This is a genomic window from Gammaproteobacteria bacterium, assembly GCA_013816845.1.
GTDB lineage: Bacteria > Pseudomonadota > Gammaproteobacteria > DSM-16500 > DSM-16500 > Aquicella.
This window is the reverse complement of the sequence record JACDDU010000001.1, coordinates 206584-231388: the sequence shown is the minus strand read 5'-3', so window position 1 is coordinate 231388 and position 24805 is coordinate 206584. Positions and strand designations below refer to the sequence as shown.

At 40.5% G+C, this 24805-nt stretch carries 26 protein-coding genes and 1 tRNA gene; 19 read left to right on the top strand and 8 right to left on the bottom strand.

Annotation, left to right across the window (positions count from 1 at the left end; all coding sequences use genetic code 11):
- The first annotated feature begins 95 nt into the window (after positions 1-95).
- From ffh to H0W64_01120, 8 genes are all read left to right on the top strand, one after another.
- Positions 96-1475 (top strand): signal recognition particle protein, encoded by a 1380-nt coding sequence (gene ffh, locus H0W64_01155; GenBank protein MBA3660315.1) that lies wholly within the window; start codon positions 96-98, stop codon positions 1473-1475.
- A 102-nt stretch (positions 1476-1577) separates the two neighbouring features.
- Positions 1578-1856, top strand: a complete 279-nt coding sequence (gene rpsP / locus H0W64_01150; GenBank protein MBA3660314.1) for a 30S ribosomal protein S16 — start codon at positions 1578-1580, stop codon at positions 1854-1856.
- A 5-nt stretch (positions 1857-1861) separates the two neighbouring features.
- Entirely contained in the window at positions 1862-2374 is a 513-nt protein-coding gene (gene rimM, locus H0W64_01145) for a ribosome maturation factor RimM (GenBank protein MBA3660313.1), read from the top strand.
- Between the two features lie 11 nt (positions 2375-2385).
- Complete coding sequence (trmD, locus tag H0W64_01140; GenBank protein MBA3660312.1) at positions 2386-3132, top strand: tRNA (guanosine(37)-N1)-methyltransferase TrmD; 747 nt, start codon at positions 2386-2388, stop codon at positions 3130-3132.
- Between the two features lie 58 nt (positions 3133-3190).
- Entirely contained in the window at positions 3191-3622 is a 432-nt protein-coding gene (gene rplS, locus H0W64_01135; GenBank protein MBA3660311.1) for a 50S ribosomal protein L19, read from the top strand.
- Between the two features lie 65 nt (positions 3623-3687).
- Positions 3688-4170: a methylated-DNA--[protein]-cysteine S-methyltransferase gene (locus H0W64_01130; protein MBA3660310.1), complete on the top strand. Its 483-nt coding sequence runs from the start codon at positions 3688-3690 to the stop codon at positions 4168-4170.
- Positions 4171-4381: 211 nt separating this feature from the next.
- Complete coding sequence (locus H0W64_01125; GenBank protein ID MBA3660309.1) at positions 4382-5605, top strand: mechanosensitive ion channel; 1224 nt, start codon at positions 4382-4384, stop codon at positions 5603-5605.
- A gap of 12 nt (positions 5606-5617) precedes the next feature.
- Positions 5618-6085 carry a GNAT family N-acetyltransferase gene (locus H0W64_01120; protein ID MBA3660308.1) on the top strand — a complete coding sequence of 156 codons (468 nt, stop codon included), beginning with the start codon at positions 5618-5620 and terminating at the stop codon, positions 6083-6085.
- On the opposite strand, the gene H0W64_01115 is transcribed toward H0W64_01120, so the two are convergent.
- Positions 6057-6887, bottom strand: coding sequence for an RMD1 family protein (locus tag H0W64_01115; protein ID MBA3660307.1), 831 nt, complete (start codon positions 6885-6887; stop codon positions 6057-6059). The genes H0W64_01120 and H0W64_01115 overlap by 29 nt on opposite strands.
- A 146-nt stretch (positions 6888-7033) precedes the next feature.
- On the opposite strand from H0W64_01115, the gene H0W64_01110 reads away from it, so the two are divergent.
- Positions 7034-8509 carry a RimK family protein gene (locus H0W64_01110; protein ID MBA3660306.1) on the top strand — a complete coding sequence of 492 codons (1476 nt, stop codon included), beginning with the start codon at positions 7034-7036 and terminating at the stop codon, positions 8507-8509.
- Positions 8510-8581: 72 nt separating this feature from the next.
- On the opposite strand, the gene tadA is transcribed toward H0W64_01110, so the two are convergent.
- Genes tadA through guaB form a run of 3 tightly spaced genes read right to left on the bottom strand, consistent with a single transcriptional unit; the run spans position 8582 to position 12101 of the window.
- Positions 8582-9094: a tRNA adenosine(34) deaminase TadA gene (gene tadA, locus H0W64_01105; GenBank protein MBA3660305.1), complete on the bottom strand. Its 513-nt coding sequence runs from the start codon at positions 9092-9094 to the stop codon at positions 8582-8584.
- Entirely contained in the window at positions 9051-10619 is a 1569-nt protein-coding gene (guaA, locus tag H0W64_01100; protein ID MBA3660304.1) for a glutamine-hydrolyzing GMP synthase, read from the bottom strand. The genes tadA and guaA overlap by 44 nt, the downstream gene beginning before the upstream one ends.
- A complete protein-coding gene (guaB, locus tag H0W64_01095; protein ID MBA3660303.1) occupies positions 10620-12101 on the bottom strand; it encodes an IMP dehydrogenase in 1482 nt (493 codons plus the stop codon). It lies immediately after the preceding gene.
- A gap of 159 nt (positions 12102-12260) precedes the next feature.
- On the opposite strand from guaB, the gene H0W64_01090 reads away from it, so the two are divergent.
- Together H0W64_01090 and xseA are read left to right on the top strand one after the other, a co-directional pair.
- The gene (locus H0W64_01090; protein ID MBA3660302.1) at positions 12261-13163 is read left to right on the top strand and encodes an alpha/beta hydrolase; all 903 of its coding nucleotides are present in this window, start codon (positions 12261-12263) and stop codon (positions 13161-13163) included.
- Positions 13164-13213: 50 nt separating this feature from the next.
- On the top strand, positions 13214-14572 hold the full coding sequence (xseA, locus tag H0W64_01085; protein MBA3660301.1) for an exodeoxyribonuclease VII large subunit: 1359 nt from the start codon (positions 13214-13216) through the stop codon (positions 14570-14572).
- Positions 14573-14713: 141 nt separating this feature from the next.
- On the opposite strand, the gene H0W64_01080 is transcribed toward xseA, so the two are convergent.
- The 4 genes from H0W64_01080 to H0W64_01065 form a co-directional block, all read right to left on the bottom strand.
- Positions 14714-15799 (bottom strand): alpha/beta hydrolase, encoded by a 1086-nt coding sequence (locus H0W64_01080; protein MBA3660300.1) that lies wholly within the window; start codon positions 15797-15799, stop codon positions 14714-14716.
- An 89-nt stretch (positions 15800-15888) separates the two neighbouring features.
- Positions 15889-16347, bottom strand: a complete 459-nt coding sequence (locus tag H0W64_01075) for a hypothetical protein (GenBank protein MBA3660299.1) — start codon at positions 16345-16347, stop codon at positions 15889-15891.
- Between the two features lie 44 nt (positions 16348-16391).
- On the bottom strand, positions 16392-16634 hold the full coding sequence (locus tag H0W64_01070; protein ID MBA3660298.1) for a hypothetical protein: 243 nt from the start codon (positions 16632-16634) through the stop codon (positions 16392-16394).
- 84 nt (positions 16635-16718) lie between these two features.
- Positions 16719-18218, bottom strand: coding sequence for a glycosyltransferase family 39 protein (locus H0W64_01065; protein ID MBA3660297.1), 1500 nt, complete (start codon positions 18216-18218; stop codon positions 16719-16721).
- Between the two features lie 144 nt (positions 18219-18362).
- Here H0W64_01065 and H0W64_01060 point away from each other — a divergent pair, with 144 nt between their 5' ends.
- From H0W64_01060 to hisS, 8 genes are all read left to right on the top strand, one after another.
- The gene (locus H0W64_01060; protein ID MBA3660296.1) at positions 18363-19265 is read left to right on the top strand and encodes a 4-hydroxy-tetrahydrodipicolinate synthase; all 903 of its coding nucleotides are present in this window, start codon (positions 18363-18365) and stop codon (positions 19263-19265) included.
- Entirely contained in the window at positions 19262-19501 is a 240-nt protein-coding gene (locus H0W64_01055; protein ID MBA3660295.1) for a hypothetical protein, read from the top strand. Before H0W64_01060 ends, H0W64_01055 begins: the two co-directional genes overlap by 4 nt.
- Before the next feature lie 63 nt (positions 19502-19564).
- A tRNA-Ser gene (locus H0W64_01050) sits at positions 19565-19654 on the top strand.
- 31 nt (positions 19655-19685) lie between these two features.
- A complete protein-coding gene (locus H0W64_01045) occupies positions 19686-20987 on the top strand; it encodes a TRZ/ATZ family hydrolase (protein MBA3660294.1) in 1302 nt (433 codons plus the stop codon).
- 124 nt (positions 20988-21111) lie between these two features.
- Positions 21112-21558 carry a nucleoside-diphosphate kinase gene (gene ndk / locus H0W64_01040; protein MBA3660293.1) on the top strand — a complete coding sequence of 149 codons (447 nt, stop codon included), beginning with the start codon at positions 21112-21114 and terminating at the stop codon, positions 21556-21558.
- 1 nt (position 21559) lies between these two features.
- Positions 21560-22690 carry a 23S rRNA (adenine(2503)-C(2))-methyltransferase RlmN gene (rlmN, locus tag H0W64_01035; protein ID MBA3660292.1) on the top strand — a complete coding sequence of 377 codons (1131 nt, stop codon included), beginning with the start codon at positions 21560-21562 and terminating at the stop codon, positions 22688-22690.
- Positions 22691-22774: 84 nt separating this feature from the next.
- Positions 22775-23446, top strand: coding sequence for a helix-turn-helix domain-containing protein (locus tag H0W64_01030; protein ID MBA3660291.1), 672 nt, complete (start codon positions 22775-22777; stop codon positions 23444-23446).
- Between the two features lie 2 nt (positions 23447-23448).
- Positions 23449-24732 (top strand): histidine--tRNA ligase, encoded by a 1284-nt coding sequence (gene hisS / locus H0W64_01025; protein ID MBA3660290.1) that lies wholly within the window; start codon positions 23449-23451, stop codon positions 24730-24732.
- Positions 24733-24805 lie beyond the last annotated feature (73 nt).

The following is a 24805-nucleotide window of genomic DNA, read 5'->3' as shown; positions in this document are numbered from 1 at the left end:
GGATAACAACAAAGCCCTGATTTCGCTTTCGCTCAACAAGACGACCTATTATACTTGTGCTCCTTTTTAGTTCTCACATATAAAGTTGGGTCACTATGTTTAGCCACTTATCTGATCGCCTGAATAAAGTTGTTAAAAATTTAACAGGCCAAGGCCGTTTAACCGAAGACAACATTAATGATACGTTGCGGGATATCCGCATTGCTTTACTGGAGGCGGATGTGGCTTTGCCAGTAGCCGTGGAATTTATTGAAGACATCAAGGGCAAAGCCCTAGGCAAAGACGTTCTAGAAAGCTTAAGTCCCGGCCAAGTCCTCATCAAACTCGTTCATGATGAACTTGTTTCTATCATGGGTGATGCAAACGAAGCATTAGATTTAAAAGCAAAACCGCCTGCTATTATCTTATTAGCTGGCTTACAAGGATCAGGAAAGACGACCACCGCTGCAAAATTAGCCCGTTGGCTGAAAGAAATTAATAAGAAATCCGTCATGTTGGCGAGTGCTGACATTTATCGACCTGCGGCGATTGATCAATTAGCAACGCTTGCCCAACAAATCAATGTCGACTTTTACCCAAGTACCCCCACTGATCTTCCCGTTGCCATTGTAAAAGGTGCAATCGAAGCTGCAAAAAATAAATTAATTGACGTTCTTATCATTGATACGGCGGGACGCTTGCATATTGATGATGCCATGATGACTGAAATTAAAAATCTACACCAAACAGCCAATCCCATCGAAACACTGTTTGTTGTAGATAGTATGACGGGACAAGATGCTGTTAACACTGCGAAAGCATTTGATGAAGCCTTGCCCCTAACCGGTATCATTTTAACTAAAACGGATGGCGATTCACGGGGTGGTGCTGCACTTTCCATCCGCAAAATTACTGGCAAACCGATCAAATTCATGGGGAGCGGCGAGAAAATTGATGCGTTGGAACCTTTTTACCCAGATCGACTTGCTTCCCGTATTTTGGGCATGGGCGACATTCTAACCCTAGTTGAAGAAGCAGAACGCAATATTGATAAAACGAAAGCAGCCCAGTTAGTTAAAAAAATCAAAAAAGGTAAAACCTTTGATTTAGAAGACTTTCGTGATCAATTAAAGCAAATTCACAAGATGGGTGGAGTGATGGGCATAATGAGCAAATTGCCCGGTATCAATCAAATGCCAGAAGCTGTGAAAGATCAATTTAATGATAAAAAATTAGTGGAAATTGAAGCCATTATTAATTCAATGACAATCAAAGAAAGACGTTTTCCAGAAGGCATCAAGAATTCCCAAAAACGGCGGGTTGCATTAGGCTCAGGAACTTCTATACAAGCCATTAATCAACTTTTAAAACAATTTATGCAAATGCAAAAAATGATGAAAAAAATGTCGAAAAAAGGCGGCATGATGAAAATGATGCGTGGCATTCAAAATAAATTCCCTTTTGGTGGAGGAATGCCCCCTAACTTTCCAGTTTAGGAAGTTGAGCAACAAACCAAGTTTGCAAGCTCATAAAAGTCACGTATAATTCAGCACTTTTATGCCTAATTCAAATAAAGCGTTTTTGAGGATATAGATACCATGGTAGTGATTCGTTTAGCTCGGGGCGGCGCAAAGAAACGTCCTTTTTATCATATTGTTGTTGCTGACAAGCAGCGATCGCGTAACGGCCGATTTATAGAGCGACTGGGTTATTTCAATCCCATTGCTGCAGGCAAAGATGTGAAACTCGAAATGAATGCTGAGCGCGTTCAACATTGGATTTCCCTCGGTGCGCAACCTTCTGATCGTGTTAAGCATCTCATTAAATTGAATGCTAAAAGTGTTGTGACTCCTGCTGAACAGGCAAAATCTGCCTAAATCCTATGAAAAAAGAGGCAGCATATATAGTTGTTGGTAAAATAGGCTCCTCGCATGGCACCCAAGGCTGGCTTAAAATTCAAACTTACACTGAATTCGGAGCCAGCATCCTGGATTATCACCCTTGGTACCTCACCAATACCGAGCAAACCGCCCGACATCTCATCGAAATTGAAGAGTCACGCATTCAGCTAAACGGTATTCTTGTTAAATTTAAAGATATAGATTCGCCTGAAGAAGCAAAAAGATTAACCAATCAACTTGTATGTGTTCCACAAAGCCAATTGCCAGCCCTCCCGGCCGATGAATTTTATTGGTCAGACTTAATCGGTCTTCAAGTGATTAATCAACAAGGAGAACGATTGGGAATCGTGACCAACCTGATGGAAACGGGCGCCAATGATGTCTTAATTGTTAAAGATGATAAAGAACATGGCATTCCTTACCTTCCAGGCACAGTGATTCTCAAAGTTGATTTGGAAAAAGGTGAAATTCATGTCGATTGGCAAGTTATTTAACGGTATCAGCCATGTGGTTTGGTCTCATTACGCTCTTTCCCGAAATGTTCCAGCCATTAACTTATGGCATTACTGGCCGTGCACTTAAGAATAAGCTGATTGAAACCCATTTTTTTAATCCACGAGATTTTTCCAAGAATAAGCACAGAACAGTAGATGATAAGCCCTACGGGGGCGGGCCTGGCATGGTTATGGGGGCAGAACCCCTCCTGGACGCTCTTTCTGCTGCAAAACAACAAGCGCCTTGCACGCCCTATGTAATTTACCTATCGCCCCAAGGAGCCCCTTTAAAGCAAGCTATGACAAAATTTCTTCAGAATATGCCGGCGGTCATTTTATTATGTGGGCGGTACGAAGGGATTGATGAACGCATTTTATGTGAGATCGACGCTGAATGGTCCATTGGTGATTATGTTTTGAGTGGTGGTGAAATCCCAGCTTTAGTCGTCATTGATGCGGTTACGCGTTTACTACCTGATGCATTAGGCGATGCGACGTCCTCAGCGCTCGATTCGCTGGAGAATGGCTTATTAAAATATCCACAATATACTCGACCAGCCTCTTTTCGAGGCGCCTCGGTTCCTACGGTGTTAATGAATGGCAATCATGCCGAGATTGTCAGATGGCGCCTGAAGCAATCCCTTGGGCAAACCTGGAAAAAACGCCCTGATCTCCTCCAAAAAAGGGGGGTAAATGCTGAGGAAAGGGCCCTCTTAGATGAATATATTGCGGAAACTGCGCAAGATAAACCAAAATAACCCTCGAAAAAACAACTCAACCAGTATAAAATTGCCCGACTTGTTAGGGGAAGAAGAAATGAGTAACAAAATTATCCAATCATTAGAAGCCGAATTTGTCCAAGCTTCGAAGTCCATGCCAGAATTTAATCCTGGTGATACAGTTGTGGTCCAAGTGAAAGTAAAGGAAGGCGAACGTGTTCGTTTACAATCATTTGAAGGTGTTGTCATCGCTAAACGTAATCGTGGTTTTAATTCCGCTTTTACAGTTCGCAAGATTTCCCATGGTGTAGGCGTTGAAAGAGTATTTCAAACCTATAGCCCCTCCATTGATTCCGTGGAAGTAAAACGTCGAGGCGATGTACGCCGTGCGAAACTTTACTACATGCGCGAATTAAGTGGTCGAGCAGCTCGTATCAAAGAAAAGTTAACCATCAAAACCAATACTACTGCAGCAATCGCGAGTCCCGTTGAAGCTTCTGATAAAAATGAAACTAATGCATCAGAATAATTGATATTACTTTGATAAAAACCCGCTGAATAGTGGGTTTTTTTTAGCTTCTAGAGGAGTGGCGGATGCATTATCCCACGCATATCATTGACTCTCCCATTGGAAAAATTCGTCTCCATTCAAAAGACAATCAGTTAATCCGTTTGGAATTTTTGCCAGAAAATTTCTCCCTCCCTGCCAATTGTAATCCGCCGGAAAGAAATGCTATGACTGAAGCATTTTCTTATTACTTCGAAAATCCAAAACACGTTTTTCAACTTAATATTGCAATAAAAGGAACTGACTTTCAAAAACGTGTGTGGGAGGCATTGCGAAATATCCCTCCCGGTGAAACAAAAACCTACGGTGAACTTGCACGCCTGTTACAAACTGGACCTCGTGCGATTGGCCAAGCCTGCCGAACGAACCCCATTCCCATTATCGTTCCTTGCCACCGAATCGTCGCGTCTGTTGGTTTTGGTGGCTACAGCGGCGAGATCCAAGGACCTTGGATGCGAATCAAAAAATGGCTGCTCGCTCATGAAGGGGTGTTGAGGCTTTCGGCCTAATTGCTGGTTTTATCTGATCCACTTACTTAAGCCAAGGTGCTGCGCCGGCCGATACGAAGTTAGAAATAGAGTTGGGTATAGTCGAAAATAATGCTCCATGCAGCAGCATATTCAAATTTTTGATTATTTTTAGGACAACCGTTCCTAGAGATGACACCCTCTTCGCCCTTCCCTATAATCATCTCTATACCCTATCGCCTTTGAGGCCATTATGAGCATTCCTGAAACACACGTTGTTAAAAAAAATATGTGGGAAAGAATATTTTACTCAGCAATAAAAGTGCCCATGATTTATTTTATAACCGGTGTACTTTTTGTTGGCTTAGCTTACATCGATAATTTAATAGAACTGACTCGTTGGAAAAATTTATTTGATTTAACCGATAAATTAGGCATGATATTTATTGCCTTATCTTCCGTTTTATTCATTTACAATCTCATTTCATTAGGCTTGCGGCGTTACGAACTTTTCCTCGCTGAAAAACAAGCGGTTGCAGCGCTAATTCTCGCAAGTGTACGTAAGGGATTACGAATTATATTTTTACTCATCATTATTAATATTATTATTTTATTATTAGGGCCCTCTCGTTTTTATCTGTTACTTGCAAACCACGTCATCAATACAATTATTATTGCCTCTATTGGTTGGATTGCGATTCAAATTCTCTACACTGCAGAAGCCGTATTTAATCAATATACGCTCACCTTATCCCGCAAAGACAGTATTCGCATAAAAGCGCTTTATACCAAAATCCATATCATTCGCAATATTACAACCGTCCTCATTGCAGTCGTTACGATTGCTGCGATCCTGATGAGTTTTAGCAGCGTGCGCAACATTGGTATAAGTTTGCTAGCATCAGCTGGATTTTTAACCGCAATTATTGGATTGGCAGCGCAAAAAACTTTATTCTCACTTTTTTCTGGATTACAAATAGCAATTTCTCAACCGATTAAAATTGGCGATATTGTTGTTATTGAAAATATTTCAGGAATTATTGAGGAAATTACATTTACTTATGTCACTTTAAAACTCGGTGATCGACGACGTTTAGTAGTGCCAATCAATTATTTTATCGAAAAACCTTTTGAAAATTGGTCGCGGGAAGCAGATAGCTTGCGCAGTAGTATGCATATGTTTATTGATTACATGTTGCCGATCGATCCGCTCCGAACTGAGCTTGATAAAATATTAAAGCAATCTAAGTTTTGGGATGGTCAAGCTTCAAAATTACAAGTTGCTAATTTAACTGACCGCTCTGTTGATATTCGCATTCAAGTTAGCGCTGCAAATGCGGATGATCTCTCAGATTTACGTGCCGAAGTCCGTGAAAAAATATTAGAATTTATTCGTAGCTATTATCCTGATCACTTCCCCAAAGTTCGATTTAACAGTCTCGCGCCTATGGGTGCGGATGTGACAATTACAGCATAAGGCTCTGCAACTTTGCTCATTGCAACCGAAGATGATTTAGAAGCTTTGTTAAGTTTGGAAAAAGCTTGTTTTACCTCAGATCAATTATCGCGCCACGCTTTTTCTCGATTACTAAATCGCACAGGAGCACGGATTTATATAGAAAAAAAAGGTGATCAGATCATAGCGAGTGCCGTTTTACTGTTCAGGAAAAATTCTAAATGCGCCCGACTTTACTCTTTTGCTGTTTCTCCCCTGCTACAACAAAAAGGATTAGGTAAAATATTCTTATCCCAAATCGAAGCGGAACTGGCAAAAATATGTGAGGAAATCCGACTTGAAGTGCGAACCGATAACAATAAAGCGATTTCTTTTTATCAAAAATTTGGTTATGTCACTTTTGCTAAACAAGAAAATTTCTATGAAGATGGTGAAACAGCATTTAAGATGAAAAAAAACATTCGTTGCAAGGTTAAACAAAATGAAATTGAAAAAGCGTAATCATAATTTCAATCGTAATAAGTAAAATAATAACCGTTTCCAATAAACTTGAATGACGATGCTGCACTTGGCTATTTAAAATATGTAATAACTCTTGTAACAAATCGAGTTTTTGATTCAGCGCCATGACACGACTTGGAATATCCAAAAACTTTTTCGTCATGATATAGAAAGCTTCTAAGTTTGGATTTCGCCAAAAAAATTCTGGCGCATCGAGTAACTCAATATTTAAATTAATTGAACTACGGGCAATAAAGATCTCCCCAATTCTTTTGAAAATAGAACGTCGCGATAAAGATATCGTTCCTCGTGAAGCGATTTCTTCAGGCAAGTGATTATTTTTTTTAATGGTATCTTGAATAGCTTCTTCAAAAGCTTCCAACTTAATGGATTGTGCAATGCCATAAGAAATGGCAAGTTTTAAATTCGAATCCTCGGTTGCAAGCGTTATCATGTCTAAGCGTAAGCGTTCGTGCGTGTCAATTGTTGTTTCTTCACCATATCGATAAAACAAATGATCAGACTCAAGATGGGGAAGTGGATGTGTAGAAAATTCTTTAACATTTTCGACAATTTTATCTTCAAAATGTTTACTAAATCCCCAACACACAAATGATCCATGATTAAAAAAGAAAATATCGCCTTGCCTTCTCGCATTGGTTACATGTAAAACATCTTTAGAAAGTCGGACAATATAACCTTTCTTTTTATAAAAACCGGAAATGCCTAGCAAATCATAACTATTGGCCGTGCAGTAGGAAATGCATCGGAGTAAGGACCGTAATTTTTTTGGTTTTTCCATAATTTAAACTTCTGAGGTAGATACTCTATTATGTCGGGATGCATGCCTAAGAAACAAGATGTTGAATGCATTGTTTTTGCCCAAATCTTCTTGACTTACATAATAGTCGTCATGCATATTGACAAAAATTTACTTAAATCGATCGCATGCATAGCATAGTCGTCACAAACAAGCCAAAAGATTGGGATTTTCAAATTCCAGATGTCGAAGTGATATCTGCAAAAGCTTACCTTACCGATCAAAAATATTCCGAAATGCGCAATGTTCGGGTTTATAACCTATGCCAATCTTACCGTTATCAAGGTATGGGGTATTATGTTTCATTGCTTGCAGAAGCTAGGGGGCACCGAAGCTTTCCCAACATTACCACAATGCAAGATTTGAAATCACTGTCAATTGTTCGTATTATTTCTGATGAATTAGATAAAATTATCCAAAGTAACTTAGCGCGACTCCGTTCATCAACTTTTGAGTTAAATATTTATTTTGGTCAAAGTGTCACAAAACTGCATAAAACTTTAAGTCGTCAACTTTATAATTTATTTCCAGCGCCGCTTTTACACGTTACCTTCCTGTGGAATAAAGATCAAAACAAATGGCTCATTCAAAGTATTTTACCTCTCCCTTTGAATCAAGTTCCCTTGGCTCATTTGCCACCCCTTTTCGAATTTTCACGACAATATTTTGTGAGAAAACGCATCCGCTCTAAGTCGCATTCTAAATTAATTTATGATCTTGCTATCCTTACCAATGCAGACGAGAAATCACCCCCATCTGATAAAAAGGCACTCGATAAATTTTTAGAAGCTGCAGAAGATGTAGGTTTACGCGCGCGCATTATTTCAAAAAATGATTACAGTCGCATTCCTGAATTTGATGCCTTATTTATTCGAGAAACAACGGCAGTCAATCATCACACTTATCGATTTGCAAGACGGGCAACTGCTGAAAATCTTATTGTCATCGACGACCCTATCTCCATTGTTAAATGTGCCAATAAAGTTTATATGGCGGAGCGTTTAAAAAACGCAAATATTGCAACCCCTAAAACAATGATTGTGCATAAAAAAAATAAAGATGAGTTAATCAAAGTATTAGGTTTTCCTTGTGTATTAAAACAGCCTGATGGCTCGTTTTCAACGGGAGTTAGCAAAGTTACGGATGCAGAATCATTGGATAAAGAACTTAATCGTTTATTAAATCAATCTGACTTAATCATTGCGCAAGAATTTGTACCCACTGAATATGATTGGCGTATCGGTATTTTAAATAAAAAACCACTTTATGCATGTAAATATTACATGGCTAAAAATCACTGGCAAATTGCCCATTGGCACGGCAATGAACGACGCGATGGAGAAGTGGAAACTGTACCGATTGATCAAGTTCCAGAAAAAATCCTCAAAAATGCAATACGCGCAGCAAGCTTAATTGGCGATGGGCTGTATGGCGTTGATTTGAAATACACTACCGCGCAACAAACTGTTGTTATTGAAATTAATGACAATCCCTCTATTGAATACAGTTATGAAGATAGTTTATTGAAAGATGATTTGTACGCGCAAATAATGAGTTGCATGTTTCAGCGAATTAAGCGCAAGAAAGATGGGATTGTTAATTGAGAATTAAATCTTTAACTTTGAGCTTGATAAACATGATGGCAGGGTTCAGTTCATATAACTAAAGCATTCTCTTCAACCGACCTTCCTTCGCCTCGCTTTAAAAAAAGTTCGCAATACCTCTCCACAAGCAGGTGCCAATACACCGCCGCAATACGACACGTGATGATTCAAAAATGGTGCATCAAGTAACGTTGCACAACTTGTCACTGCACCTGACTTTAAATCATAAGCACCGTACACTAAGCGCGTAATGCGGGCATGGACCATCGCCCCAATACACATGAGGCAAGGCTCCAAAGTAACGTAAAGTGTAGTATTGAGAAGACGATAGTTGCCTAAAGCTAAAGCGCCTTGTTTTAAAGCTAATATTTCCGCGTGCGCCGTGGGATCACAGGATTGGATAGATCCATTAGCAGCAGATGCAATGACAGTATCATTCAAAACTAATATTGCGCCGACCGGTACTTCGCCCTGTTCCGCCCCAAGGTGAGCATGCGATAAGGCTTGTTGCATATAAGCCTCATCTTTTTCCTTTGCTACGTTATTCCCATTCAATGGTTGCTGGTGGTTTACCAGAAATGTCATAAGTCACCCGTGAAATGCCAGGTACTTCATTAATAATTCGATTAGCAACTTTTTCTAAAAATGCATGGGGAAGATGGGCAAAACGTGCTGTCATAAAATCCACAGACTCTACAACACGCAGTGCAATAACATGATCATACTGTCTTGCATCCCCTACCACACCGACTGATTTAATTGGTAAAAAGACAGCAAATGCTTGGCTCACTTTGTAATACAAATCATGCTGATGTAATTCATCAATTAAGATTGCATCAGCCAAACGCAATTTTTCTAAATACGCCGCTTTGACTTCGCCAAGAACGCGTATAGCAAGACCCGGACCTGGGAAAGGGTGCCGATGAAGCAATTCAGAAGATAAGCCCAATTCAAGACCTATTTTTCTGACTTCATCTTTAAAGAGTTCACGTAACGGTTCGATCAGCTTAAGTTTCATTTCATCAGGTAAACCGCCAACATTATGATGTGATTTAATAACGTGGGCCCCTGGAATTTTAGCTTGCGCTGATTCAATGACATCCGAGTAAATAGTGCCTTGCGCTAACCACTTCATATCCTTGAGATCATGGGCTTGGGCTTCAAATACATCAATAAATTTTTTGCCAATGATTTTACGTTTTTGTTCTGGATCATCCACTCCTTGTAATGCGGTATAAAATTCATCTTTTGCATTGACACAAATTAAACGGATTTTGAATTGTTCTGCAAAAATAGCTTTAACTTGTTCTGCTTCATGCAAACGTAACAAGCCTGTATCAACAAATACACAAGTAAGTTGATCCCCTATGGCTTCATGCAACAGCAATGCCGCAACAGATGAATCAACACCGCCTGATAATCCAAGTAACACGCCTTCCTTGCCAACTTTTTCGCGAATGTTAGCAATCGCTGATTCGATGATATTGTGGGGAGACCAATCGGGTGTAATTTTACAAATATCAAAAAGAAATCGCTCTAAAATGATTTTACCCTGTTTGGTGTGTGAAACTTCTGGATGAAATTGCAAACCATAAAATTGACGCGTTTCATCAGCGATACAAGCTACCGCGTATGTGGATTTTGCAACAATGCTAAAGCCTACCGGTAATTCATCCACATGATCACCATGACTCATCCAAACATCTAATAAGGGTTGACGCTGTTCACTCATTGAATCTTTAACTTCACGAAATAACCCACACGGACTAACAATTGCAACTTCTGCGTAACCAAATTCACGGGACTTGCCCGCCTTAACTTGCCCCCCTAATTGATGAGCCATGGTTTGCATACCATAACAAATTCCTAATACTGGAATTTGCAAATTAAAAACTAGATCAGGAGCACGTGGCGTCAGAGTCGATGTGACAGATTCAGGGCCACCAGAAAGAATAATCCCGGAAGGTGCAAATTCTTTGATAGCGTTTTCTGAGATCGAATAAGGATGTATTTCACAATAGACATTAAGTTCACGAATGCGTCGACCAATCATTTGCGTATATTGCGAACCGAAGTCTAAAATCAGGATGCGGCCGGTCTCACCTGTCATTTAATATTTCTCGTCTTTGTGGTAGTTGGGTGCTTCCTTCGTAATTTGAACATCGTGCACATGTGATTCACGTACACTGGAATGCGAAACCCGCATAAATTTAGCATTAGTACGTAATTCATTAATCGTTGCACATCCTGTATAACCCATACCGGATCGCAACCCTCCCATCAATTGATTAATAATATTAACCATGCTGCCTTTATAGGGAACGCGACCTTCAATCCCTTCTGGAACTAATTTTTCTGTATCATTTGTATCTTGAAAATAACGATCGCTCGAACCATGACGTTGCGACATTGCACCGAGCGAACCCATGCCGCGATAAGCTTTATAAGAACGCCCATTGTAAAGTTCCACTTCCCCCGGCGCTTCTTCTGTGCCTGCAAATAAACTGCCAATCATGACAGCTGATGCACCTGCAGCAATCGCTTTACTAACATCACCTGAGTAGCGAATGCCGCCATCGGAAATAATACCAATTGGAGAATTAACTAATGCCGAGCTTACGTTACTAATTGCGGTTATTTGCGGTACACCCACTCCGGTTACAATTCGTGTAGTGCAAATTGAGCCTGGACCAATGCCTACTTTAACAGCGTCAACGCCCACATCGGCTAACGCTTTGGCAGCATCAGCCGTCGCAATATTGCCGGCAATGACTTCCACTTGACTGTAATTTTTTTTAAGCCATCGCACGCGATCGATGACATTTTGTGAATGACCATGGGCGGTATCAACGACAATAACGTCAACGCCTGCTTGGATTAAAGCTTCAACACGTTCTTCCGTATCGGCGCCAGTTCCAACTGCTGCACCAACACGCAATTGTCCTTGTGCATCTTTGCATGCATTTGGCTTTTCTTGTTCCTTCAAAATATCTTTAACGGTGACCATGCCCTGCAACTGAAAATCATCATTCACTACTAAAACTTTTTCAATTCGATGTTTATGCAATAATATTTTTACGAGCTCCCGATCCACTTCTTTAACCGTAACTAAACGATTTTGAGGTGTCATTAAATTCATAACCGGTTGGTCAAGATTAACTTCAAAACGCAAATCGCGGCTGGTGATGATGCCGACCAATTGGCCGTTGGCTTCAACAACCGGGAATGCATAGAAATTGAATTTTTTGCTTAACTCTAAAACATCGCGCACTCTTGTTTGAGGAGAAATCGTTACGGGATCTTTCACCACGCCACTTTCAAATTTTTTAACCCGGCGGACTTCTGCTGCCTGTTGCGCTAGACCCATATTTTTGTGCACGATACCTAAACCACCTTCTTGGGCTATCGCAATCGCCAACTTTGCATCAGTAACAGTATCCATTGCGGCTGAAAGAAGAGGGATGTTTAAACCAATTCTAGCGGTAAGTCTTGTTTTTAAATCTACATTTTTAGGAACAATTGTAGATAATGCAGGCACAAGCAAGACATCATCAAAGGTAAGGGCGAGATCGTTTTGTGCGAAATGTACCATAGGTTTTATTCTATTTTTATGCAGGTTAAAATTAACCGGACATTATACTGAATTTAAGATTATTTACCATCACCCAAAAGTTGCTTTGTTAGAACCTGGGCCAATTCCGCTAAATTAATGATTACAATACAAAGGGTTATCCTTCTTAAGGGAGACATGATGCACGAAGATTATTTTTTTGGGGTTTCAGAAGAAGGTTTCCACCGCATTTTTTTTACGGAGTGGGAGCCTGCGGGAAATGGTCTTGGCACTGTGATTGCCGTGCACGGTTTAACCCGAAACGGTCGAGATTTTGATTTTCTCGCCCAGTACCTCGCGGCTCATCATTACCATGTTTATTGCCCGGATATTGTTGGACGTGGTGAGAGTGACTGGTTAAAGGATCCTCAGCATTATACTTACGAACAATATGTAGCGGACATGAATGCCATGATTGCGAGAACCGGGGTACATGATCTTGCTTGGATTGGTACATCAATGGGCGGCATTATTGGGATGGTGTTAGCAAGTATGAATAATACCCCGATTCGGTGTTTAGTTTTAAATGATATTGGTGCGCAAATTCCTGCAACCGGACTCGCTCGATTGGCAAGCTACCCATCTCAGGATCCGGAATTCAAATCATTAAGTGAGGCAGTACAGTATTTTAAAAAAATCTACAGCACCTTCGGCATGCTCAGTGAAGAAGAATGGCTTCATCTGACCGAACACAGCGTGACTGAAGTTTCGCCGCGTAAGTGGGTCACTAAGCTTGATCATCGCGTTAAGCTTGCTTCTGCCAAAAGTAAAATCGCTTGGTCTTCTATCATGCATCCTTTTAAAGCATTGGAAGGTATCATGTTTGACGTCGATTTGTGGTCAATTTGGCGGAAAATAAAATGTCCCGTCCTCATCATTCATGGAAAAGACTCCGACATGCTAACGACTGGGATTATTAATAAAATGCATGCCATCCATCCTCATACAGAAGTATTGGAAGTTGAACAAGTCGGGCATGCGCCACCTTTATTTGATCAACACCAACATGAAGTCATCGCGCATTGGCTAGCAGAACATTATTAAGGGCAGATAACCCTCTTTAATCATGTGACCTAGCAGTATATGATGCACTCATGCAAGCAAATCAAATACCAAACAGTGATCACATTTACACCGTTAGCCGCTTAAATAATGAAGTAAAGTCTTTATTAGAAGGGACTTTTCCTTTTGTTTGGGTGGAAGGTGAAATTTCAAATTTCGCAGCGCCTCATTCCGGCCATTGGTATTTCGGCTTAAAAGACGCAGCAGCACAAGTACGCTGCGCGATGTTTCGCGGAAGTTCACGTAAGCTTACTTTTGTGCCCAAAGATGGCATGCATGTCATGATCAAAGCTCGGGTGAGTTTGTATGAAAACCGTGGCGAATTCCAACTCATTGCAGAAGATATGGAAGAACGAGGCGAAGGAGCTTTGCGCCGAGCTTTTGAAGTATTAAAGAAAAAATTATTGGGATTGGGTTTATTTGATCCAGCACATAAAAAACCGCTGCCCCCCTTCCCCAAACAAATTGGCATCGTAACTTCGGCAACTGGCGCGGCTATTCGTGATGTTTTAACGGTCCTTGCCAGACGCAACGCTTGCATTCCCATTATTATTTACCCAACGCTTGTACAAGGTGCACTCGCTGCTAAAAGTATTGCTCAAGCAATAACCACAGCTAACGAGCGTCAAGAATGTGATGTACTTATTGTTACCCGAGGCGGAGGATCACTAGAAGATTTATGGGCTTTCAATGAAGAACTTGTGGCCCATGCGATGCACCAAAGTCAAATTCCTATTATCAGTGGCGTTGGTCACGAAGTTGATTTTACTATTGCTGATTTCATTGCAGATGTTCGGGCAGCAACACCTTCTGCAGCAGCAGAACTGGTAGCACGTGATGCCGCTGAACTACTCCAAATATTACACTCACAACAACAACAGATTGATCGCTTAAGCCACCAAAAATTATTAACTCTACAACAACATGTAACTTGGCTACAAAAACATCTTGCCCAACAACATCCCAAACGACGGTTACAAGAAAAAGCACAGTTACTCGATTTTTATGAACTTTCTCTTGTACAACACCAAACACGCTTATTGAATAAATTACAAACTTTACTTAAAGCGCATGATCATCAATTGCATCGGAGAATACCCACACAACGACTGCATGTCTTAAGTCATCAATTAAATTTAATGCGTGAGCAAATTAACAATGAAATGCAAGCTTGCCTGTTGAGGAAAAAAACTCGATTAGCGAACGCGGCTGCAACCCTTGATGCTTTAAGCCCTCTCGCTACACTTCAACGCGGGTTTTCTATTGTTAGTAAAGACCACCAGGTCGTAAAAGACAGTAATCAAGTTGCCCTGGGTGATCAACTTTCTGTACGGCTTCAGCGAGGGCGTATTGAATGCAAAGTGGTAAGTAAAGAAAAAAGCAGCTCGTAGTCTTTACAAGCATTACAATCCTAACTTTTTATCCTGATTTAAACTTCATAATCTCATAAAGTACACAAGCTGTTTCTAACTTAGCAGCATAACTCGAAACAGCTTGTGTGATAATCTAAGCGTTATATTTAATAATTAGCACTACCGATGGTTACGAATAAAATTTTCAAAAACATGTTGACCCGTTTCGGTCGGATTATCTTTGCTAATGAGTTGATCGCGAGCTAAATTATGGCCACCTAATTGCTTGGTTTGACCACCCACAAAAATACTGTGTTGAGCTAACATTTTGTGACAAGTAGATGCATGGTCAGATTTTTCTTTGACTTTCACTGCCGCATGAAGGGAAGCTGTTGGATGAATGACGCCGTCGCCATTGGACTGAAGTTTGTTTGTATCGGAAGGATCGCTTTTTTTTGCAACCACCATATACCCTTTATAAGCTTGGGGAATACGCTGGTAAGCATCGGCAACATTCACTTCCCATTTCGAAGACTTAAGTGCTAAGGAGAAAGACGAATGAGTGAGAGCTGCTGAAGTATCTTGTAGCATCGGAGGAAGATCACTTAACAAAAATAGACCCGTCGCAGCTTTGGATATGGAAGATAAAGATCGGTCGTTCCAGAGATACACCCGCTGCTTTTGATCATGGAAATGTTTTGCAACCAAAGTTGCAACTGCACCTCCCAGCGACAAACCATCTAAAGTAATCTTTTTTGCATCGACGCCATGATCTAGTAATCGTTGTACTTGCGCAATGCCATCGTTAACCAAATCTTCAATACTTTTTGGTATGCCTGAACTTGACCCCACGCCGCGATAATTAAAAGCAATAACTGTGGCTTGTAGTTGGTCAGCATCGCGAGCACAATTTGCTAAAACGTCCTGATACAACATGCCATTGCCGTTAAATTTAATAATATAATGCTTCTCAGCAACCGAGGAACTAAACGTCGAATTGGGCGTTATTTGAATGGTGTCGAGGTTGGTACCATCTGCTGTGGTAATCATTCCACGTTGGACCAGAACCCTATAAGCATCTGCGAGACTTTGTAATTGTCGAGTTTCTATCGTCTTTTCCGCACGGGCTTGCGCTGGCAATATGCATTGACCGATAAGTTCACGGGAACGATTGGAAGAAAAAAAAGACCACATTGAATGAGGTACGCTAAAAAAAATTGATGGAGGGACGGTGTAAGTTACGGGTAAAACATTCCGATTGCGCATAGTTAACTTTCTCCTATTAAGTGAGCCAGGTGTAGCATGTTTATCATAAAGAAAAAAGCCTTTACATCTGTAAAGGCTTTACAAGGAGATTATCTTCGATTGGATCTTTTCGATTTTTTTAGAGCATTGCTTTTTGGGCGGCGTTTAATTAAGCGTTTTTGATGTGGACTTTTTGCAGAGGATACTTTTTTACCCTTGGCTTTCTTTGCTTTGCTTACAATACCTTTAGTAAGCTTAGCAATATGGGTTCGCTCAACTTTTGCAATAACAGCACGTAGTGATTTATCTTTTGATTCCAATCCTCTCAACAATTGTTTTTGGATATCGTCAGCGACACTAGCGTAAGTGGTAGCCTGTAATTTTCCTAATTTGACTTTCATAATACGAACTCGACTAGCGAGTCTGTTTTTATAGGATTTGCTCAGTTGGCGGATGTTCTTAAGCGCCAATTTTAATTTAGCTCGGCTTAGTTCCTCTTTTTTTTGCAAACGTCCTAGTTGCTTTTTTAAACGGAGTAATGAAGCCTTGTGATTAGCAGCTGTAGCCATGCATGTGCTCCTTGGCGCGTTAACCCTTCCTTAGGGTAAAATATTTACGCAGCCACGTCTCTTGCAGTCATCACAGTAGATTCCATTGATTTGACAGCATCGAATAGAGAGAGCAAATCTTGTAATTTACGTTCATTATACATTTTTTCTGTCAAATATTTTTCACGATCTAATTTAAGCTCGGTATTTTCTTGAGTTAAACAAAGTACATCCCGACGTAATTCTTCAACTTCGGAAAGAATTAACATCATTTTTTCTTCCAATTTTTGCAATAAATTTTCAGTCATTGTAACAATCCTTTTTATTAAGTAATTCTCCGGATTTATATAGTATACATCTCACCCCTGAGAGTAAATTATTTTGCGCAATAATTATCCCGGCACAAAAGCAATAGGATTATTTCCTTGTTTTGTACAAATGACTGGCCAATGACAAACGGGTAATTCAATCATTGTGTAATTTTTAAAATAAGGTTGGAGCTGTGTTGCATAAAGCTTTCGGCTAACATAAACCGTATGATCAGCGGGCGCCAATAATTGGGGCCAATGCTTGCTTAAAACGACTCCCACTGAATGCTCTCTGTTGTAAGCCGGTCGTTCATTCCAAATAATTTTATCTTCTTTGCGTAAATAAAAATTGACTTTATTCTCCGCATCTAGCATCACGATATCGATGGGTTGATTAGGCCACTTCTGACTAATCGCCTGATCTAAAAGCTGACTAAACTTACTCACCCCGTATTCTGTGTAAAACCAAGTCGGTAAGGCGATGCTGAAAATGAACAAGAAAAGAAAGCTGATACCAAGTAAAGCACGCGTCATACGAAATAATTTTGAAGTGGTGCCATCTTTTAAAATCCATTCTGCTATGAATAAAATAGCGAAAGGAACCATCGGTAATACATAATAACTTCGTCTTGAGCCACTGAATGTAAAAAATAAAAAAATGGCAGCAAGTGTCAAGATTATCCATGGATGACTAAATTTACGCTTCGTAAAATAAGTATAAAGAGCAGGAATGAAAAGTACCGTCCAAGGCAGAAGGTAAATGGGTAAATAAACGAAGTAAGTATAAATAGGATCACGATGATCGAAAGGTTGGAAATAACGGAGAAAGTTTTCGCGATAAACTAAGTACAATCCATTCTCATGATAATTACCTATCGTAATCAAAGTCGAAGCAATAAAAGGTGATAAATAAACAATTAGGGCAGGCAAGATGCTGAGTAACGTTGAAAATTTTAAATGTTTTTTAAAGGACCGATCCAAACACAGGTCGACCCCTACTGCGATTAAGGGAACAATAGCGCCAATCAAACCTTTGCATAAAGAGGTTACCGCAAGAATTAAAAAAAAGACACTATAGTCAAATACAGTCGCTTTATTTTTTTTACTAAGATACCAAGCAAGCGCTAATAAAGTGCCTGCTAAATTCAACATATCAGCACTTGCAACACGTGACCAAAAAACAAAATAATAAGTAGTCAGCATCAGCCATGCAGCTAAGTAGCCGACCTTCTTACCTTTGAGCAATGTCCCGATTTGATAGATCGAGGCCAAAGCAATTAACCCAGCTAAAGCTGAAGGGAGACGTAAAGTCCACGTATTGAGTGCCCCAAACACTTTGGCGCTGATGACAATAAGCCAATACGACAAGAGAGGCTTGTCATAATAATGGGCATTATTAAGAAAGGGATGTAAAAAATCTTGGCGTGCAAACATGGCAGTCACAATATCAGCCCAACGATGTTCTTGCGTCCAAATATCTCTTGCACCCAGAAAAGAAAACAATAAAAGCGATGCGCCGATCAATAAATAAAAGGTTTTTGCATTACGATTCCAAAGCGTTTCCGCCATTTTATTTATTTCCATAGGCCGCCTAATAATTTTTGAAAGAAGAAATGGCCTTATTATAGACAAGTCTTCATGAAGTCAATAAAAAATTATAGACAAACGATAAGGGCAAGCGATAATAAGTCCAGGCAAAATAGAAGACATTACTTAAAGGAAGCAAGTATGTTTAAAGGTAGCTTAGTGGCCCTTGTCACTCCCATGTTTGATGATGAAACCATCGATATAGAGGCTTTAAAAGCTTTAGTTGAATGGCATATTGAGAGCGGCACAGATGCGATTGTGGCTACAGGGACGACGGGAGAATCGGCAACCTTGGACAGCGATGAGCATTTTTTTATCATTGAAACCGTGGTTAAACAAGTCGCAGGACGCGTGCCGGTTATCGCAGGTAGTGGAAGCAATGCAACAAAGTCAACCATCAACTTAACCCAGAATGCAAAGCGGGCTGGTGCAGATGCTTGCTTAGTTGTAACACCTTATTACAATAAGCCAACTCAAAATGGTTTAGTGAATCACTACAAAAGTATTGCGCTAGCTGTAGATATTCCTTTAATTCTTTACAATGTGCCTGGACGCACAGCTTGTGATATTTTGCCTGAAACGGTTGCGAAACTTGCTCAGATTAAAAACATTATAGGCATCAAAGAAGCGACGGGCATAGTGGAAAGAGCAAGTGAAATTAGGCGCGCTTGTGGCCAAAACTTTTATATTTGGAGTGGTGACGATGCGACCGCACTTGCTTTAATGCAACAGGGTGCGAATGGTGTCATTTCAGTTACTGCCAATATTGCGCCTGAAAAAATGCATTTGCTCTGTAAAGCCGCGCTGGTTGGTGATCATCCAACAGCGAGATCGCTTAACGATAGACTGATGGGATTGCATCAACATTTATTTGATGAGTCAAATCCCATTCCTACGAAATGGGCGCTCAATCAAATGGGTAAAATTAAAAGCGGAATTCGTCTTCCTTTATTAAAATTAGATCCAAAGTATCAACCTAACGTGATGCAGGCTATGCACCGTGCAGGGGTTGAAATTGAAGCAGGAGTTGAAGTTCATTCATGATTATTCGAAAAGTTGCACCTATTTTATTATCAAGCCTGCTTGTTGCGGGTTGTGGTTCAAAGGCTTACTTCATCAATAGTAGTAGTCAAGAATATTTAAAAGCATCCATGATCCAACCCTTAAAAATTCCACCTGGTTTATCTTCTGATCAATTTAGAAATGATTACCCCGTCCCCTATCATTACTATCCCAACAAAGATAAAGAAGTCAGCATTACCCCACCTGGTTTAGAATAAAATTCTTCTCTCAGGCTAGCATCTACCTTGAGAGTCAGTATAATTCGGGAAGTATTGGGTCTAGGAGAGGTACCGAAGCGGTCATAACGGCGCCGACTCGAAATCGGATGGGGAGTTTATGCTCCCACGAGGGTTCGAATCCCTCCCTCTCCGCACAAAACTTGCAAAAGAATTCGGGGTAGTTATGCAAATTGTCGATCGCTTCATTCATGCTGCTTGGGTCATTACTTGCAATGATGCAGCCCCTGTTCTCGATAATCACACCTTATGTATTAAAGACGACAAAATTATTGATATTTTACCGACTGCCACGGTCGATGATTTTTATCAAGCGCTTGCAGCTGAATATTATTCAACGCATGCTGTCTTACCCGGTTTCATTAATGCTCACACCCACGCCGCGATGAATTTATTTCGTGGACTTGCAGATGATTTAGAATTAATGGATTGGTTAAAACAATATATTTGGCCTGCCGAAGAAAAATGGGTGAGCCATGATTTTGTTTACGATGGAACAACCCTCGCCATCGCTGAAATGATACGTTCCGGCACAACTTGTTTTAATGATATGTATTTCTATTTGAATGCAACTGCAGATGCGGTTATTCAGTCGGGCATACGCGCAGGAATTGGCATCACTGTCATCAACGTACCCACTGCTTGGGCGAAGACACCTGATGAATATTTTGCGAAAGGTCTCGCGTTCTTTGAAGAATATAAAAACCATGAAAATATTATTGTAACGCTTGCGCCGCACTCGACGTATACCGTATCTGAACATGAACTGATAAAAGTCAAAACATTAGCTGACCAATATCAATTACGCGTTAATATTCACTTACAAGAAGCAATAAGTGAAATTATTCCCAATCAACTCCGTCCCTTGCATCGTTTAAATAACATTGGACTTGTTAATGATCGGCTCATTGCGATTCATATGACACAAATCGATCAAAGTGATATGGAAATCTTGCAAGAGAAAAAACCTAATATTGTCCATTGCCCTGAATCTAATTTAAAAATTGTAAGTGGAAGCTGCCCGGTTCAACAATTACTGAATGCCAATATCAATGTAGCGCTCGGCACAGATGGTGCTGCGAGTAATAATGATTTGAATATGATGGGTGAAATGCGAACGGCTGCTTTCCTTGGGAAAATGACCGCTGACGATCCTAAAGCTTTGTCCGCCTACAACGTGTTAAAGATGGCAACACGCCATGGTGCTAAAGCGCTCGGAATTGATCATATAACAGGCTCGTTAGAGAAGGGTAAGTCTGCTGATTTTATAGCAATTAATCTCAATGCCATTGAAACTGCGCCAGTCTATCATCCCATTTCGCAAATTGTTTATGCTGCAGATCGCACTCAAGTAACGGATGTTTGGGTCAGGGGCAAACAATTACTTAAAAACCGCGAATTAACCACCTTAGATGAAGCTGAGCTTTTAAGAAAGGCACAAAGCTGGCGCGAAAAAATTAAAAATTAGGTATAATGCCAGCCATATTTATCGCTTATCCATCAGAGTTTAAAGAAACAGGCAAATAATAATAATTAACCCTTCACGCTTAAATTAACTATTCTTTTACACACACCTATTTTGGAGAAAGAGTATGTCCACCGAAAAAACGTTATCCATTATCAAGCCCGATGCCGTTGCCAAAAATCTGATCGGCGAAATTATTAATCGCTTTGAAAAGCGTGGGTTACGGATCGCTGCAGCTAGAATGATGCACTTGACAGAAGCGCAGGCCAGCGAATTTTACGCAATCCATAAAGAACGTCCTTTCTTTAAAGCGCTTGTTTCCTTTATGAGTTCCGGACCGCTCTTAGTCCAAGTCTTAGAAGGGGATAATGCCATTGCGCTCAATCGAGAAATCATGGGTGCAACCAATCCAAAAGAAGCAGCCGTTGGCACGATTCGGGCTGATTTTGCGGATTCGATTGATCATAATGCTGTACATGGTTCAGACTCCCCAGAAACTGCCCAACAAGAAATTAATTTCTTTTTTAAGCAATCTGAAGTGTTCAATTACATTCCTTTAAGTGAACTTGCATAACGTGTTAACGACTTCCGATAAAAAGCTTGTCAATTTGCTCGGCTTTGATCGAAAAGGTTTAAAAGGTTATTTGGCTTCTATTGAAGAAGCACCTTATCGCGCCGAGCAAATCATGCAATGGATTCATACAAAGGGTTTTAGTGACTTTGCTGCGATGAGTAATATCAGTAAAAGTTTGCGTGAAAAGCTCTGTGCGATTGCAACGATTCAATTACCTGAAGTCATCTATAACAATCAAGCCACTGATGGCACACAAAAATGGTTATTAAAACTTAAAGATGGCAATTGTATCGAGTCTGTTTTTATTCCAGAAAAAAATCGTGGCACCCTATGCATTTCCTCGCAAGTGGGATGCGTTTTAAATTGCGACTTTTGCTCGACCGGTAAACAAGGTTTTAATCGGAATTTAACAACCGCAGAAATAATTTCTCAATTATTTATTGCTGAACGCACATTAGAAAAAATGGCAAACGGAGTGCAACGCATTACAAATGTTGTCATGATGGGCATGGGCGAACCCTTACTTAATTTTGATAATCTTATTCCAGCATTAAATTTAATGCTGGATGATTTTGCTTATGGTTTATCAAAACGTCGCGTCACGGTAAGTACGGCAGGTGTAGTTCCCATGATCTACCGATTACGCGAAGAAACTGACGTCGCTTTAGCGGTTTCCTTGCATGCACCGCATGATCAATTACGTGATGAGTTAGTACCCATTAATAAGAAATATCCATTAAAACTCTTAATGCAAGCCTGCCGTGCGTATTTCGCTCAAGATCCGAGACGATCAATTACCATGGAATATGTCATGTTAGCGGGTGTTAATGATACTGCGAAGGATGCGAGAGCATTAATCAAATTGTTAGAGGGCATTCGCGTTAAAGTTAATCTCATTCCTTTCAACCCTTTCCCTCACACTATTTATAAACGTTCGGATGATGACACGATTGCACGGTTCCGTGACATTTTATTGAATGCAAGTTTAAACACAACTGTCCGAAGAACACGAGGTGATGAGATTGATGCCGCTTGTGGGCAACTTGTTGGACAAGTTCAAGATCGCACGAAGCGACAAGTTCAGCATCAAGCCCAGATAGCAAAATTAGCAAATCAATCTCAGCACACTTAAAAAGATTGGCGAAGCGCTGTGAACATCATATTATTATAAATCACAGGGATTCGACGCTTTTGAACTAAAGGATAAGTGCTGTCTATGAATGATATTATCAACCCATCTTTACCAGAGCCTAAACCAATCACCTCGTTTGGGGGCCGTTTGCAATCAGCTCGCGAGGGCTTAGGACTTGAACGAAAAGACGCTGCAGAACAACTTCGTTTATCTGAAAAAATCATCATCATGATGGAGAAAGACCGTTATCCACCTGATTTGCCCGTTACATTTATCCGCGGCTATCTGCGCTCGTATGGGAAGCTCTTGCAAATCCCTGATTTTGAAGTTAAAAAAGCTATCGAGCCTATTAAACAAAAATCAAATGCTGAAATCATGCTGTTAAAACCCCAATACATTCCTGTAACCAGCAGTAACTCATTGATGCAATTCCTTACCGGCTTAATCTTTCTTACTCTATTAGGTTTAGTTGGGGCTTGGTGGTATACCAAATCGCCGCTCCACCTCATTCCTGAGCATCCAATCATACCGGTAGAAGTTGCTGAAAATACTGCTGCTGCTATTTTACAAATTAAACAACAAGATGCTGCCTTACCGACGATTGCTGCCAATCAACCAGTACCTAATACCCCAATTAAGACGATAATTCCAGGTAACCCAAAACAAGAAAGAATGGCTAGTTCAAGGCGCGAAACCCCTTTCAGCGCCCCAAGGCAGCCTATAATGAATAATGAAGAAGATATAGATGAGGATTAAATGTGGCCGACATAATTCAAGCAATACGAGGAATGAACGATTTCTTACCCCCGGAAACCTTCTTATGGCAACACGCTGAATATGTTATTCGCAAAGTGTTACAAGGTTATGGCTTCCAGGAAATACGCTTCCCAATCGTTGAAAAAACTGATTTGTTTAAGCGCTCTATCGGTGAAGTCACCGATATCGTCGAGAAAGAAATGTATACTTTTCTCGATCGTAATGAAGACAGCTTAACCCTTCGGCCCGAAGGAACCGCGGGTTGCGTTCGAGCTGGCATAGAACACGGACTTTTATACAACCAAGTTCAGCGTTTATGGTATGGCGGTCCTTTCTTCCGTCATGAGCGTCCCCAAAAAGGTCGGTATCGTCAATTCTCCCAATGTGGCGCAGAAATTTTTGGGTTAAGCGGCCCAGATATTGACGCTGAACTTATTCTGATGTCATCGGTCATTTTAGATAAATTAGGCTTACGTTCATCCGTCAAATTAGAAATTAATACACTGGGTACGCCCTTATCCAGACAGAATTATCGGAAAGAACTCATCCGTTATTTTGAAAAAAATAAAAAAATATTGGATGAAGATAGTACCCGCAGGCTTGAAACGAATCCGATGCGAATTTTAGATAGCAAGAATCCCAGTATGAAAGCGCTCATCGCGAATGCGCCCAAATTAATTGATTTTCTGGATGAAGAATCAGCTAATCATTTTGAAGCATTACAAGAATTACTGACGCAATTAAAAATTCCATTTGAAATTAATACGCATTTAGTACGCGGTTTAGATTACTACACCAAAACTGTATTTGAATGGGTAACGGATAAACTCGGTGCGCAGGGTGCCATTTGCTCAGGCGGTCGGTATGATGGCTTAGTCGAACAGCTTGGTGGCAAACCAACACCTGCTTTGGGTTTTGCGATTGGCATGGACCGCACTGTTTTACTATTGCAACAGTTGAAGAAAAGCCAAAAAGACACTTATTTACACGCCTACCTTGTAACCGAAGATATGGCTGCCTATGTCCTTGGCCTTAAACTTGCAGATTACCTCCGCAGCAAAATCCCATCGCTGCATTTAATTGTTCACGCAGGCGGTGGTCCGTTAAAAAATCAACTCAAAAGAGCCGATAAAAGTGGTGCGACGTATGCCATTATCATTGGTGAACACGAACGTAAAATCCGAGCCGTATCGCTCAAATCTTTACGGGAAAATTTACCCCAACAAACAATGTATCAAGATGAATTGGCGGAGTATTTGAAGTTAAAGATTACGAAGCATAAGTAGAATTGCTAAAATGGTGCCCTCTGGTTAAGGTTAAGATTATTTACTGAGCGGGTCGGCTTTAAAGGATTGAGAT

Bases quoted from the DNA above. Each gene is read 5' to 3' on its own strand.
- ffh (MBA3660315.1), top strand. From the start codon at position 96: ATGTTTAGCCACTTATCTGATCGCCTGAATAAAGTTGTTAAAAATTTA.
- rpsP (MBA3660314.1), top strand. From the start codon at position 1,578: ATGGTAGTGATTCGTTTAGCTCGGGGCGGCGCAAAGAAACGTCCTTTT.
- rimM (MBA3660313.1), top strand. From the start codon at position 1,862: ATGAAAAAAGAGGCAGCATATATAGTTGTTGGTAAAATAGGCTCCTCG.
- trmD (MBA3660312.1), top strand. From the start codon at position 2,386: ATGTGGTTTGGTCTCATTACGCTCTTTCCCGAAATGTTCCAGCCATTA.
- rplS (MBA3660311.1), top strand. From the start codon at position 3,191: ATGAGTAACAAAATTATCCAATCATTAGAAGCCGAATTTGTCCAAGCT.
- H0W64_01130 (MBA3660310.1), top strand. From the start codon at position 3,688: ATGCATTATCCCACGCATATCATTGACTCTCCCATTGGAAAAATTCGT.
- H0W64_01125 (MBA3660309.1), top strand. From the start codon at position 4,382: ATGAGCATTCCTGAAACACACGTTGTTAAAAAAAATATGTGGGAAAGA.
- H0W64_01115 (MBA3660307.1), bottom strand. From the start codon at position 6,887: ATGGAAAAACCAAAAAAATTACGGTCCTTACTCCGATGCATTTCCTAC.
- H0W64_01110 (MBA3660306.1), top strand. From the start codon at position 7,034: ATGCATAGCATAGTCGTCACAAACAAGCCAAAAGATTGGGATTTTCAA.
- tadA (MBA3660305.1), bottom strand. From the start codon at position 9,094: ATGACATTTCTGGTAAACCACCAGCAACCATTGAATGGGAATAACGTA.
- guaA (MBA3660304.1), bottom strand. From the start codon at position 10,619: ATGACAGGTGAGACCGGCCGCATCCTGATTTTAGACTTCGGTTCGCAA.
- guaB (MBA3660303.1), bottom strand. From the start codon at position 12,101: ATGGTACATTTCGCACAAAACGATCTCGCCCTTACCTTTGATGATGTC.
- H0W64_01090 (MBA3660302.1), top strand. From the start codon at position 12,261: ATGCACGAAGATTATTTTTTTGGGGTTTCAGAAGAAGGTTTCCACCGC.
- xseA (MBA3660301.1), top strand. From the start codon at position 13,214: ATGCAAGCAAATCAAATACCAAACAGTGATCACATTTACACCGTTAGC.
- H0W64_01080 (MBA3660300.1), bottom strand. From the start codon at position 15,799: ATGCGCAATCGGAATGTTTTACCCGTAACTTACACCGTCCCTCCATCA.
- H0W64_01075 (MBA3660299.1), bottom strand. From the start codon at position 16,347: ATGGCTACAGCTGCTAATCACAAGGCTTCATTACTCCGTTTAAAAAAG.
- H0W64_01070 (MBA3660298.1), bottom strand. From the start codon at position 16,634: ATGACTGAAAATTTATTGCAAAAATTGGAAGAAAAAATGATGTTAATT.
- H0W64_01065 (MBA3660297.1), bottom strand. From the start codon at position 18,218: ATGGAAATAAATAAAATGGCGGAAACGCTTTGGAATCGTAATGCAAAA.
- H0W64_01060 (MBA3660296.1), top strand. From the start codon at position 18,363: ATGTTTAAAGGTAGCTTAGTGGCCCTTGTCACTCCCATGTTTGATGAT.
- H0W64_01055 (MBA3660295.1), top strand. From the start codon at position 19,262: ATGATTATTCGAAAAGTTGCACCTATTTTATTATCAAGCCTGCTTGTT.
- H0W64_01045 (MBA3660294.1), top strand. From the start codon at position 19,686: ATGCAAATTGTCGATCGCTTCATTCATGCTGCTTGGGTCATTACTTGC.
- ndk (MBA3660293.1), top strand. From the start codon at position 21,112: ATGTCCACCGAAAAAACGTTATCCATTATCAAGCCCGATGCCGTTGCC.
- H0W64_01030 (MBA3660291.1), top strand. From the start codon at position 22,775: ATGAATGATATTATCAACCCATCTTTACCAGAGCCTAAACCAATCACC.